The sequence below is a fragment of the Pseudacidovorax sp. DMC4 genome, from assembly GCF_056314265.1.
In genome coordinates, this window is the sequence record NZ_JBQUYR010000014.1 from 169,746 (window position 1) to 181,718 (window position 11,973).

At 67.2% G+C, this 11,973-nt stretch carries 10 protein-coding genes; 7 read left to right on the forward strand and 3 right to left on the reverse strand.

What is annotated here, in order from left to right; translation table 11 throughout:
• Window positions 1-40: 40 nt before the first annotated feature.
• Together ACT54X_RS23485 and pncB are read right to left on the reverse strand one after the other, a co-directional pair.
• The gene (locus tag ACT54X_RS23485) at window positions 41-1,423 is read right to left on the reverse strand and encodes a sodium:proton antiporter (RefSeq protein WP_476348909.1); all 1,383 of its coding nucleotides are present in this window, start codon (window positions 1,421-1,423) and stop codon (window positions 41-43) included.
• A gap of 53 nt (window positions 1,424-1,476) precedes the next feature.
• Complete coding sequence (gene pncB / locus ACT54X_RS23490; RefSeq protein ID WP_354319865.1) at window positions 1,477-2,694, reverse strand: nicotinate phosphoribosyltransferase; 1,218 nt, start codon at window positions 2,692-2,694, stop codon at window positions 1,477-1,479.
• A gap of 211 nt (window positions 2,695-2,905) precedes the next feature.
• On the opposite strand from pncB, the gene ACT54X_RS23495 reads away from it, so the two are divergent.
• Both ACT54X_RS23495 and ACT54X_RS23500 read left to right on the forward strand, forming a co-directional pair.
• Window positions 2,906-3,139: a CsbD family protein gene (locus ACT54X_RS23495; RefSeq protein ID WP_294368870.1), complete on the forward strand. Its 234-nt coding sequence runs from the start codon at window positions 2,906-2,908 to the stop codon at window positions 3,137-3,139.
• 68 nt (window positions 3,140-3,207) lie between these two features.
• Entirely contained in the window at window positions 3,208-3,618 is a 411-nt protein-coding gene (locus tag ACT54X_RS23500; protein WP_294368873.1) for a hypothetical protein, read from the forward strand.
• A gap of 107 nt (window positions 3,619-3,725) precedes the next feature.
• On the opposite strand, the gene ACT54X_RS23505 is transcribed toward ACT54X_RS23500, so the two are convergent.
• Window positions 3,726-4,163, reverse strand: coding sequence for an acyl-CoA thioesterase (locus ACT54X_RS23505; protein ID WP_294368876.1), 438 nt, complete (start codon window positions 4,161-4,163; stop codon window positions 3,726-3,728).
• A 162-nt stretch (window positions 4,164-4,325) separates the two neighbouring features.
• Here ACT54X_RS23505 and ACT54X_RS23510 point away from each other — a divergent pair, with 162 nt between their 5' ends.
• The 5 genes from ACT54X_RS23510 to ACT54X_RS23530 all read left to right on the forward strand — a co-directional run bounded on the left by ACT54X_RS23510 (window position 4,326) and on the right by ACT54X_RS23530 (window position 11,965).
• Entirely contained in the window at window positions 4,326-4,883 is a 558-nt protein-coding gene (locus tag ACT54X_RS23510; protein ID WP_017760046.1) for a phasin family protein, read from the forward strand.
• 134 nt (window positions 4,884-5,017) lie between these two features.
• A complete protein-coding gene (locus tag ACT54X_RS23515; protein WP_476348913.1) occupies window positions 5,018-5,776 on the forward strand; it encodes a 3-hydroxyacyl-CoA dehydrogenase in 759 nt (252 codons plus the stop codon).
• A 101-nt stretch (window positions 5,777-5,877) separates the two neighbouring features.
• On the forward strand, window positions 5,878-7,794 hold the full coding sequence (dnaG, locus tag ACT54X_RS23520; protein ID WP_476348915.1) for a DNA primase: 1,917 nt from the start codon (window positions 5,878-5,880) through the stop codon (window positions 7,792-7,794).
• 346 nt (window positions 7,795-8,140) lie between these two features.
• Entirely contained in the window at window positions 8,141-10,546 is a 2,406-nt protein-coding gene (gene rpoD / locus ACT54X_RS23525; RefSeq protein ID WP_476348917.1) for an RNA polymerase sigma factor RpoD, read from the forward strand.
• Window positions 10,547-10,690: 144 nt separating this feature from the next.
• Window positions 10,691-11,965 (forward strand): multidrug effflux MFS transporter, encoded by a 1,275-nt coding sequence (locus ACT54X_RS23530; protein ID WP_294368883.1) that lies wholly within the window; start codon window positions 10,691-10,693, stop codon window positions 11,963-11,965.
• Window positions 11,966-11,973 lie beyond the last annotated feature (8 nt).

The window sequence follows — 11,973 nt, forward strand, 5'->3', positions numbered from 1 at the left end:
AGCCGCCGATGCGGGTCGGCCGCTAGCGGCCGCGCCCCGCTCAGCGGAAGAAGATGAAGGTGACGAGCACGAACAGCGGCAGCAGCACCGCGCCCGACCACGCCATGTAGCCGAAGAAGCTGGGCATGCGCACGCCGCGGTCCTCGGCGATGGCCTTGACCATGAGGTTGGGCGCGTTGCCGATGTAGCTGTTGGCGCCCATGAACACGGCGCCGGCCGAGATGGCGGCCAGCGTCGCGGCATGGGTGGTCATGAGGGTGGCGGGGTCGCCACCCGCGGTGTTGAAGAACACCAGGTAGGTCGGCGCGTTGTCCAGGAAGGAACTCAGCAGCCCCGTGGCCCAGAAGTACATGGCGGGCTCGGGCTGTCCGTCGGGCCGGGTCACGGCCGCCACCACGGCGCCGAAGGGGCCGGCCGTGCCGGCACGCAGCATGGCGATCACCGGCACGATGGTCAGGAAGATGCCGGCGAAGAGCTTGGCCACCTCCAGCATGGGGCCCCAGCCGAACTGGTTGGCCTCGTGCACCTCGCGCTTCGTCAGCGCCAGCGACAGCAGCGTCACGCCGACCAGGCCCACGTCGCGCACCAGCCCCGGCAGGCCCACGGGCGTGCCGGCGATGTCGAACACCACCGGGCTCTTCCACAGGCCGCTCAGCAGCACCAGGCCCAGCACCACCGCCAGCAGCGCGAAGTTGAGCTGGCCCTCGAAGCGCACGCCGCGCGTGTCGGGCGTGGGGTCGACGGGCATCACGCCTTCGTTGCGGTAATAGAAGCGGTCGAGCACGAAGAAGATGCCCAGCAGGCACAGCAGGACGAAGCCCGTGTCGGGCAGCAGGTGCCAGGTGGTCCAGAAGAAGTCCACGCCCTTGAGGAAGCCCAGGAACAGCGGCGGATCGCCCAGCGGCGTGAGCGAACCGCCCACGTTGGAGACGATGAAGATGAAGAACACCACCACATGCGCCTTGTGCCTGCGGTTGTCGTTGGCACGGATGAGCGGACGGATCAGCAGCATCGACGCACCCGTGGTGCCCATGATGCTGGCCAGCAGGCCTCCGATGGCCAGCAGCCCGGTGTTGAGCCCCGGAGAGCCGTGCAGGTTGCCGCGGATGTAGATGCCGCCCGACACCGTGAACAGCGCCGTCAGCAGCACGATGAAGGGGATGTACTCGGCCAGCAGCGCATGCACTACCTGCGCGCCGGCGAGGCCTGGCCCGAAGACGGCCGCGAAGGGAAGCAGGAAGGCCAGCGCCCAGGCTGCCGCCACCTTGCCGAAATGGTGGTGCCAGAAGGTGGGCACCAACAGCGGCATCAGTGCAATCGACAGCAGGATGCCCGCGAAGGGCAGGCCCCACAGCGGCGACAGCGCGGCACCGTCGAAGGTGGCCGCCTGCGAAAGCGCGGGGGCTGCCAGTGCAGCCCCCATGAAAGCCCGCGAGGGGCGGATCCGGCGAAGAAGCGAAGTCACGTTGGCGTTGGTCAAGGCGTGGCGGGCTGGGGGATCTCGAACACCTGACGCAGGTAGGCCAGGTACTTCTCGTCGTCGCACATGCCCTTGCCCGGCGTGTCCGACAGCTTGGCGACCGGCTGGCCATTGCAGCGGATCATCTTGATGACGATCTGCAGCGGCTCGTAGCCCAGGTCGTTGGTGAGGTTGGTGCCGATGCCGAAGGCCAGCTGGCAGCGGCCGCGGAACTGGCGATAGAGCTCGATGGTGCGCGGCACCGTCAGGCCGTCGCTGAAGATCAGCGTCTTGGTGTGCGGATCGACCCGGTTGGCCACGTAGTGGGCAATCATGCGCTCGCCCCATTCGAAGGGGTCGCCGCTGTCGTGCCGGGCGCCGTCGAAGAGCTTGCAGAAGTACAGGTCGAAGTCGCGCAGGAAGGCACTCATGCCGTAGACGTCGGACAGCGCGATGCCCAGGTCGCCGCGGTATTCGCGCGCCCACATCTCGAAGCCGTAGATCTGGCTGTCGCGCAGCCGCGGGCCCAGGGCCTGGCAGGCCTGCAGGTACTCGTGGGCCATGGTGCCCAGCGGAAGCAGGCCGAGCTTCATCGCGAACAGCACGTTGCTGGTGCCGGCGAACTGCGGCAGCCGCTCCGCAGCGCGCGGCTGCGGGCTCACGGCGCCCAGTTCGGCCGTCAGCGTCCGCAGCACCTCCTCATGCCAGGTCTTGGAGAAGCGCCGGCGGGTGCCGTAGTCGGCGATCTTGAGGTCTTCCAGGCCCGCTTCCTTCAACTGCCCGATCTTGGCCTGCAGGCGCCGGCGGCCTTCCTCCAGGTCGGGCTGCCGCTGCGTATTGCGGAAGTACACCTCGTTGACGATGGCCAGCACCGGGATCTCGAACAGGATGGTGTGCAGCCACGGGCCCTTGATGTGGATGTCGATCTCGCCGGTGGCCGCGTCGGGCACGATCTCGATGTACTTCTCGTTGAGCCGGAACAGGCCCAGGAAGTCGACGAAGTCGCTCTTGATGAAGCGCATGGAGCGCAGGTAGGCCAGCTCGGCGTCCTTGAACTGCACGCTGCACAGGGCCCGTACCTCCTCGCGGATCTCGGCCGCGAAGCGCGCCAGGTTCACACCCGGGTTGCGGCACTTGAAGCGGTACTCGACCTTGGCGCCCGGGAAGTGGTGGAGCACCACCTGCATCATCGTGAACTTGTACAGGTCGGTGTCGAGAAGGCTCTGGATGATCATGAAAACGGCTCGGCGCGGGGCGGCGCGGTTGTCTCCCCGGAAAGGCTGGCTTTCCGGCACCGGAAATGGTGAGACGGATTATCACGGTCATGGTGCGCCTGCGCCTACGAGCCATCCTTTGGGCGTCCTACCGGGGCGGCACCGTACCCCCACCACAGTGCATAGCACGGCGGCACCGACAGGGCCCCGCAAGCAACCCAAAGGAGATCCCATGAACAAGGACATCATCGAAGGCAACTGGAAGCAGTTGAAGGGCAAGGTCAAGGAGCAATGGGGCAAGCTGACCGACGACGACTTCGACGTCGTGGCCGGCAAGCGCGACCAGCTGCTGGGCAAGATCCAGGAACGTCATGGCATCAGCCGCGACGAGGCCGAAGCGCAAGTCAAGGCCTGGGAAAGCGCCGAAGGCCGCACCCCCGCCGCCCTGTGGATGGAAAAGTACTGAGCGCGCTGCGCCACTTCCTCCGAACCCGAACAACCGAATTTCAATCGTTGCCCAAGGAGCACCACACCATGAAAAAGACCGCACTTACCCTCGCCATTGCCACCGGCTGCCTGTTCGGCGCCGTCCAGGCCAGCGCCATGACCAAGGACGAGTACAAGGCCGAGAAGGACAAGATCTCCGCCCAGTACAAGGCCGACAAGGCCCAGTGCGACACGCTGAAGGACAACGCCAAGGACGTGTGCGAGAAGGAAGCCAAGGGCAAGGAAAACATCGCCAAGGCCGAACTGGAGCAGTCCTACAAGCCCAGCAACAGCCACGCCAAGAAGGTTGCCGAGGCCAAGGCCGATGCTGCCTACGACGTGGCCAAGGAAAAGTGCGACGACATGAGCGGCGATGCCAAGAACGCCTGCCAGTCGCAGGCCAAGGCCGACCATGAGAAGGCCAAGGCCGACATCAAGGCCATGGTCGCCAAGAAGTAATTTGTCTCCTCGCGTTTGACGGAAGCGCTTTGGCGGCACCTTCGGGTGCCGCTTTTTTATGGGCGGTCCCGGACGGGGCTGCCTTTTCCGTCTTGAAGACGCCCCCGTCAGCGCAGGGTGTCGAGCACCGCGAGCAAGGCCGGGCGCAAAGCCACCGGCCGCTGGGTGGCCCGGTCGACATAGACATGCACGAAGTGGCCCTGGGCCGCAGCGGTCGGCGCCTCTTCGGCGAACAGTCCGACCTCGTAGCGCACGCTGCTGCTGCCCACATGCGCCACCCGCACGCCGGCCTCGATGGTCTGAGGGAAGGCCAGCGGCGCGAAATAGTTGCACTGCGTCTCGACGACGAAGCCGATGGTGCTGCCCTGGTGGATATCCAGGGCGCCGCGCTCGATCAGCAGCGCGTTCACCGCCGTGTCGAACCAGCTGTAGTAGACGACGTTGTTGACATGCCCGTAGATGTCGTTGTCCATCCAGCGGGTGGTGATCGGACGGAAGGCGCGGTAATGGTCGCGCGGCTGGGGCGTGGGGCGGGCGCTGCTCATGGGCGGCGATTCTGCCGGGCGCCCCGAATAGGGGCTGTCACCTAAAAATGCTGCATCGCAGCAAAACCCCTTGAGATCGCCACGGGCCGCTGCCATACTTCATCCCATGTTGCAGCGCAGCAAACGCCGCAACCCCACTTCCACCACCTCCAGGAGCTCACCATGGCACTCACCGCCGACCAGATCATCGCCGCCCAGAAGGCCAACATCGACACGCTGTTCGGTCTGACGACCAAGGCCTTTGAAGGCATGGAAAAGCTCATCGAGCTGAACGTGACCGCCTCCAAGGCCGCCCTGAGCGAAGCCGCCGGCACCGCCCACGCCGTGCTGGGCGCCAAAGACGCGCAGGAACTGCTGGCCCTGCAAGCCAGCATGATGCAGCCGATGGCCGAGAAGACCGCCGCCTACAGCCGCCACCTGTACGACATCGCCCAGGGCACCAGCGCCGAATTCACCAAGGCCTTCGAGAGCAAGGCTGTGGAAGCGCAGCAGGCCATGGTCGGCCTGATCGACAGCGCCGCCAAGAACGCCCCGGCCGGTTCCGAAACCGCCGTCGCCATGATGAAGAGCGCCGTGGCCGCCGCCAACAACGCCTTCGAATCCGTGCAGAAGGCCGTCAAGCAGGCCTCCGACGTGGCCGAAGCCAACTTCAACGCCGTCTCGACGCAGGCCATGAACGCCGCCAAGACCGCCACGAAGACGGCCACCGCCAAGCGCTGATTTCTTGCTGGTTGTCTCCTTGGGTCCTCACGGGATCCATTCGGCCCCGCCTCGGCGGGGCTTTTTTTCGTCCGCGCGTGCCAGCGGCCCACTCCTATCATGGCGGTTTTGCCCGCAACAAGGAGACAGCATCCATGCAGATCAAGGACAGGGTTTTCATCGTCACCGGCGGCGCCTCGGGCCTCGGCGAAGGCACGGCGCGCATGCTGGCCGAGCACGGCGCCAAGGTCGTCATCGCCGACATGCAGGCGGACAAGGGCGAGGCCGTCGCCGACGAGATCGGCGGGCGCTTCGTGCGCTGCGACGTGAGCCAGGAGGCCGACGGCCAGGCTGTGGTGGCCGCGGCGCTGGAACTCGGCAAGCTCGTGGGCCTGGTCAACTGCGCCGGCATCGCACCAGCCGAGAAGACCGTGGGCAAGAACGGCCCGCACGCTCTGGCCGTCTTCGAGAAGACGCTGCGCGTCAACCTGCTGGGCAGTTTCAACATGATCCGCCTGGCGGCCGACGCCATGGCGAAGAACGAGCCCGAGGCCACCGGCGAGCGCGGCGTGCTCATCTCCACCGCCAGCGTGGCAGCCTACGACGGCCAGATCGGCCAGGCCGCGTACAGCGCCAGCAAGGGCGGCGTGGTGGGCATGACGCTGCCCATCGCCCGCGACCTGGCGCGCAGCGGCATCCGTAACATGACCATCGCGCCCGGCATCTTCGGCACGCCCATGCTCTTCGGCATGCCGCAGGAGGTGCAGGACGCGCTGGCCGCCAGCGTGCCCTTCCCCTCGCGCCTGGGCACGCCGGCCGATTACGCGAAGCTGGCCAGGCACATCATCGAGAACGACATGCTCAACGGCGAGGTGATCCGCTTGGACGGCGCCATCCGCCTGGCGCCGCGCTGACCCTGCCCAAGCCGGGCTGACGGCTTTTCACCGATACTTCCGTCTCGCCCGAGGGGGCGCCATCCGCAGGGAGGCGCCCCTTTTTCGTTGGTTCTCGTCCCATGGCCATCCCCGAATCCTTCATCCAGGAACTGCTCGCCCGCACCGACATCGTCGAGATCGTCGGGCGCCATGTGCAGCTCAAGAAGGGCGGCGCCAACTTCATGGGGCTGTGCCCTTTCCACGGGGAGAAGTCGCCGTCCTTCTCGGTCAGCCCGACCAAGCAGTTCTATCACTGCTTCGGCTGCGGGGCCCATGGCGACGCGATCCGCTTCCTGATGGAGCACACAGGCGTGGGCTTTCGCGACGCCGTGCAGGACCTGGCCGGCCAGTACGGCCTGCAGGTGCCCGACGACGACCCGCTCTCGCCCGAGCAGAAGGCCCAGGTGGCCGCGCGGCGCGAGCGCCAGGCCACGCTCACCGACGTGCTGGAGAAGGCCGGCGACGCCTACCGCCGGCTGCTGCGCGATTCGCCGCGCGCCGTGGACTACCTCAAGCGCCGCGGCGTCTCGGGCGCCATCGCCAAGCGCTTCGGGCTGGGCTACGCGCCCGAGGGCTGGCGGGCGCTGGCCAGCGTCTTTCCCGACTATGCCGACGCGCTGCTGGTCGAAAGCGGCCTGGTGATCGCCAGCGACGAAGGCGAGGATGGCAAGCGCTACGACCGCTTCCGCGACCGGGTGATGTTCCCGATCCGCAACGTCAAGGGCGAATGCATCGGCTTCGGCGGCCGTGTGCTGGGCGACGAAAAGCCCAAGTACCTCAATTCGCCGGAGACGCCGGTCTTCAGCAAGGGCCGCGAGCTCTACGGCCTGTTCGAGGCCCGCACCGCCCTGCGCGACCAGGGCTACGCGCTGGTCACCGAGGGGTACATGGACGTGGTGGCGCTGGCCCAGCTCGGCTTTCCGAATGCCGTGGCGACGCTGGGAACGGCCTGCACCGACGACCATGTGCACAAGCTGTTCCGCTTCACCGATTCGGTGGTGTTCAGCTTCGACGGCGACGCCGCCGGCCGCCGCGCGGCCCGCAAGGCGCTGGAGGCGGCCCTGCCCCACGCCACCGATGTGCGCAGCGTCAAGTTCCTCTTCCTGCCCGAGGAGCACGACCCCGACAGCTTCATCCGCGAGAACGGCGAGGAAGGCTTCGCCCGCGCCGTGGCGCAGGCCGTGCCGCTCAGCCGCTTTCTGCTCGAAGCGGCGCGCGAAGGCTGCGAGCTGGGCAGCGCCGAAGGCCGCGCCCGCATGGCGAGCCAGGCGCGGCCCCTTTGGCAGGCGCTGCCCGAAGGCGCGCTGCGCCAGCAGTTGCTGGCGGAGATCGCCCAGGCCGCGCATCTGGAGCCGGCCGGGCTTCAGGCGCTGTGGGCCGGGCAGACGCCACCGCCCTCACCCGCCGCCTCCCGCGACGAGCACGAGCCGCCCGACTTCCATGGCGAATCCATGCCTCCAGCCTGGGGTGACGGCACGCCCTCGCAGCCGCGCTGGTCGTCACAGCGCCGCGGCAAGCGGCCCTTTCCTTCGGCGCCGCCCCGCCCCGCGGGCCCGCGGCCCAAGCCAGCCAGCCGCGCCGACCATGCCGCGCGCCTGATGCTCGAACGCCTGGGCGCCTGGGAGCATCTTTCGGGCGAGGAGCACGCCCTGCTCTGCGGCCTGCCGCCGCCCCACGGCCCGCTGTTCGCCTGGCTGGAAAGCTGCCTGCACGAATACGGTCCCCTGGAATGGCCGCAACTGCGCGCCGACATGGCCGGCCAGGCCTTCGAGGACATGGCGGTGCGCCTGATGGCCGGTCCGGCCGGCACCGCCACCGATGCCGAGTGGGACGCCGAACTACGCGATCTGCTCGACCGCATGCTGATCGAGCACCTCAAGACGCAGGAGACCGAGGCCATTGCCGCCGCCGGCCGCGATCCGCAGGCGCTGGCGCGCTACCGCGAATTGCTGACGCGGCGCCTCGCGCTCGAGAAGAAGCAGCGCGCCGGCAGCTGAGCCGCCCACCGGTCCGATTTCCGCCAGCGGTCCCGAAAGCCACGCCACTCCAGCAGTCAATCCCCCGCAGTGCGCGTAGGAATTGATTGACAAAGGTATAATCCACGGCTCGTCTCGGCAAGAGCGACAGCAGCACCTCCGGACCCTGGCCCACCGATGCCCAAGTGCACGACCGGCCTCCTTTCTTCCGCAAGGGCTTGCATTCCAAATGTTCGCCCCCCCATCTTGCCTGGCGTGCCGGTAGCGCGGTCCCCGCGTCCTCACCGGCACTCTCTCGCCGCGCCGGCCTGACGGCGCCTGTTGATTCAATTTTCTTTCTGTGGGTCCTCATGGGCCCTGGGGTCCTATGCCTGCTCAAAAGTCCGGAAAGACGACGACAACCGCCGCCGCCAAGCCCGCCGCCAAGACCAAAACCTCGGCCGCCGTGGTCGCGCCTGTGAAGGCGACCACCACCACCCCGGCCAGCAAGTCCGCCACGAAAGCCCAGTCAGTGCCCGCCACGAAGTCCCCTGCCAAAGCCGAGAAGGCCACCGAAGAACTGAAGAAGACGACCGCCAAGGCCGCAGCTGCCGCCACGGCCGACGAGATCGCCGTGCCCGCCAAGAAGAAGCCGGGCCGCCCGCCCAAGGCCGCCGCCGACAAGGAAGGCGCCACCACCGGCGCCAAGCGCGGCCGCAAGCCCAAGGCCGCCGCGGCCGAGGCCAAGGACGTCGAGGAGGACTTCTCCGACGTCGAAGCCGAGTTCGCCGAGGAAGAGACGCCCGAGCCCGAGGCCACCACTACGGCCACGGTCGAGAAGGCCAAGCCGCTGCGCATGAAGATCAGCAAGGCGAAGGAACGCGCCTTGATGAAGGAATTCGGCCTGGACGAGACCGTCCTGTCCGAAGAGGACATGGCCAAGCGCCGCCAGCGCCTGAAGACGCTGATCACGCTGGGCAAGACCCGCGGCTACCTGACGCAAGGCGAGATCTCCGACCACCTGCCCGACAAGCTGGTCGACGCCGAGACCATGGAAGTCGTGGTCACCATGCTGAACGACCTGGGCGTGGCCGTCTACGAGACGACGCCCGACGCCGAGACGCTGTTCCAGAACAACGTCACCCCCACCGCCGCCACCGTCGAAGAGGCCGAGGAAGAAGCCGAAGCCGCCCTGTCCACCGTGGACAGCGAATTCGGCCGCACCACCGACCCGGTGCGCATGTACATGCGCGAGATGGGCACCGTGGAGCTGCTGACGCGCGAGGGTGAGATCGAGATCGCCAAGCGCATCGAAGGCGGCCTGCAGGACATGATGGCCGCCATCAGCGCCTCGCCGGCCACCATCGCCGAGATCCTGCGCATGGCCGCGGACATCCGTGAGGGCAAGGTCGTCATCTCCACCGTGGTGGACGGCTTCTCCAACCCGAACGAAGCCGACGACTATGTGGCCGAGGAAGACTTCGACGAGTTCGACGCCGAGGACGACGACGACGGCAACGGCGGCTCCAAGGCGCTGACCAAGAAGCTCGAGGAGATGAAGAACGAGGCGCTGTCGCGCTTCGACAGCATCGCCTCGCTGTTCGAGAAGATCCACAAGATCTACGACAAGGAAGGCTACGGCACGCCGGCCTACCAGAAGGCCCAGCAGTCTCTGTCGGAACAGCTGATGACCATCCGCTTCACCGCGCGGACCATCGAGAAGCTGTGCGACATGCTGCGCGGCACGGTGGAAGACGTGCGCAAGAAGGAGCGCGAGCTGCGCCGCATCATCGTGGAGAAGTGCGGCTATCCGCAGGAAGACTTCATCCGCGACTTCGGCGGCATCGACAAGAACGGCAACCGCGTGCAGTCGAACCTGCTGAACCTGCAGTGGATCGAGAAGCAATCTGCCGCCGGCAAGCCCTGGAGCGCCGTCATGCAGCGCAACATCCCGCCGGTGCAGGAGCTGCAACAGCAGCTGACCGACATCCAGTCGCGCGTGGTGGTGCCGCTGACCGAGCTCAAGGAAATCAACCGCCGCATGAATGCTGGCGAGAAGTCCTCGCGCGACGCCAAGAAGGAGATGATCGAGGCCAACCTGCGCCTGGTGATCTCCATCGCGAAGAAGTACACCAACCGCGGCCTGCAGTTCTTGGACCTGATCCAGGAAGGCAACATCGGCCTGATGAAGGCGGTCGACAAGTTCGAATACCGCCGCGGCTACAAGTTCTCGACCTACGCGACGTGGTGGATCCGTCAGGCCATCACCCGCTCGATCGCCGACCAGGCGCGGACCATCCGCATCCCGGTTCACATGATCGAGACGATCAACAAGATGAATCGCATCTCGCGCCAGCACTTGCAGGAGTTCGGCTTCGAGCCCGATGCGTCCATCCTGGCCGAGCGCATGGAGATTCCCGAGGACAAGATCCGCAAGATCATGAAGATCGCCAAGGAGCCGATCTCCATGGAGACGCCGATCGGCGACGACGACGATTCGCACCTGGGCGATTTCATCGAGGACACCAACAACACCGCGCCGATCGAAGCCGCCATGCAGGCCGGCCTGCGCGACGTGGTCAAGGACATCCTCGACTCGCTCACCCCGCGCGAGGCCAAGGTGCTGCGCATGCGCTTCGGCATCGAGATGTCCACCGACCACACGCTGGAGGAAGTGGGCAAGCAGTTCGACGTGACGCGCGAGCGCATCCGCCAGATCGAGGCCAAGGCGCTGCGCAAGCTCAAGCACCCGAGCCGCTCGGACAAGCTGCGTTCGTTCATCGACACGCTGTAAGCACGCGCCCTGAGCGCTCCGCCGAAGCGGCGCCCGCGGCCCACCAGGGCCGGGGCGCCGTTTTCATTGGATGCTCTCGCGTTGCGCGAACGGCGCCCGCCTGCCCCCCCCCCCCCGCAGGCAGACCCAAGGAAAGAGACACGCATGAATCCTGACGCCAATCAACTCTGGCGCGCGCCGCGCTGGGCCCTGGCCATCCTGCTGGCGGTGCTGGGCATGCTCGGGCCCTTCTCCATCGACACCTACATCCCGGCCTTCTCGGGCATCGCGCGCTCCATCGGCGCGACGCCCACCGAGATGCAGCAGACGCTGTCGGCCTACCTGTTCGGCTTTGCCTTCATGAACCTGTTCCACGGTGCGCTGTCGGACAGCTTCGGCCGCCGGCCGGTGGTGCTGTGGGGCCTGCTGGTCTTCACGCTGGCCTCGCTGGGCTGCGCGCTGTCGCAGACCATCGGGCAACTGGTGTTCTTCCGGGCACTGCAAGGGCTGTCGACGGGCGCGGGCATCGTGGTGTCGCGCGCCGTGGTGCGCGACATGTTCCCCCCGGCCGACGCGCAGAAGGTGATGGCGCAGATCACCATCTACTTCGGCCTGGCGCCGGCCATCGCGCCGATCATCGGCGGCTTCCTGCTGGTCCATGCGGGCTGGCACAGCATCTTCTGGTTCCTGGTGGCGGTGGGGATCGTGCTGCTGGTGGCCAACTGGAAACTCCTGCCGGAGACGCTGCACACCAGCCAGCGCCAGCCCTTCGCCGTGCGCGACCTGATGCGCGGCTACTGGCAGCTGTGCTCCGATCCGCGCTTCCTGCTGCTGGCGCTGGCCAGTGGCGTGCCCTTCAACGGGCTCTTCCTCTACGTGCTGGCGGCGCCGGCCTTCCTGGGCGACCACCTGGGTCTGGCGCCCACGCAGTTCTTCTGGTTCTTCGTGCTCAACATCGGCGGCATCATGCTCGGCGCATGGGCCAGCGGTCGCATGGCGGGCAAGGCCAGGCCCAAGCGCCAGATTCGCGATGGCTTCGTGGTGATGCTGCTGACCTCGGTGGTCAATGTGGTGGCCAATGCGCTGCTGGTGCCGCAGGCCTGGTGGGCGCTGTGGCCGCTGGCGGTGTTCGGCTTCGGATGGGCGCTGATGGTGCCGGTGGTGACGCTGCTGGTGCTGGATCTGCATCCCACGCGCCGCGGCATGGCCTCGTCGCTGCAGGCGGTGATCGGCTCCACCGCCAACGGCGTGGTGGCGGGCCTGGTCGCGCCGCTGGTCATGCATTCGCCGATGGCGATGGCGCTGTCGTCGCTGCTGATGATGGGCGTGGGGCTGGTCGCCTGGACCTGGCTGCACCGACGTTGGCCCGAGATCGGCCGCGACAGTACCGCCGCGGCAGCGCCGCTGCCGGTCGACGCGACGACGAAGCTGGAATCCTGAGGACGGCA

Excerpts from the sequence above, each read along its gene's own strand:
- ACT54X_RS23495 (WP_294368870.1), top strand. The coding sequence starts at position 2,906 with ATGAACAAGGACATCATCGAAGGCAACTGGAAGCAGTTGAAGGGCAAG.
- ACT54X_RS23500 (WP_294368873.1), top strand. The coding sequence starts at position 3,208 with ATGAAAAAGACCGCACTTACCCTCGCCATTGCCACCGGCTGCCTGTTC.
- ACT54X_RS23530 (WP_294368883.1), top strand. The coding sequence starts at position 10,691 with ATGAATCCTGACGCCAATCAACTCTGGCGCGCGCCGCGCTGGGCCCTG.
- ACT54X_RS23515 (WP_476348913.1), top strand. The coding sequence starts at position 5,018 with ATGCAGATCAAGGACAGGGTTTTCATCGTCACCGGCGGCGCCTCGGGC.
- dnaG (WP_476348915.1), top strand. The coding sequence starts at position 5,878 with ATGGCCATCCCCGAATCCTTCATCCAGGAACTGCTCGCCCGCACCGAC.
- ACT54X_RS23510 (WP_017760046.1), top strand. The coding sequence starts at position 4,326 with ATGGCACTCACCGCCGACCAGATCATCGCCGCCCAGAAGGCCAACATC.
- pncB (WP_354319865.1), bottom strand. The coding sequence starts at position 2,694 with ATGATCATCCAGAGCCTTCTCGACACCGACCTGTACAAGTTCACGATG.
- ACT54X_RS23485 (WP_476348909.1), bottom strand. The coding sequence starts at position 1,423 with ATGGGGGCTGCACTGGCAGCCCCCGCGCTTTCGCAGGCGGCCACCTTC.
- ACT54X_RS23505 (WP_294368876.1), bottom strand. The coding sequence starts at position 4,163 with ATGAGCAGCGCCCGCCCCACGCCCCAGCCGCGCGACCATTACCGCGCC.
- rpoD (WP_476348917.1), top strand. The coding sequence starts at position 8,141 with ATGCCTGCTCAAAAGTCCGGAAAGACGACGACAACCGCCGCCGCCAAG.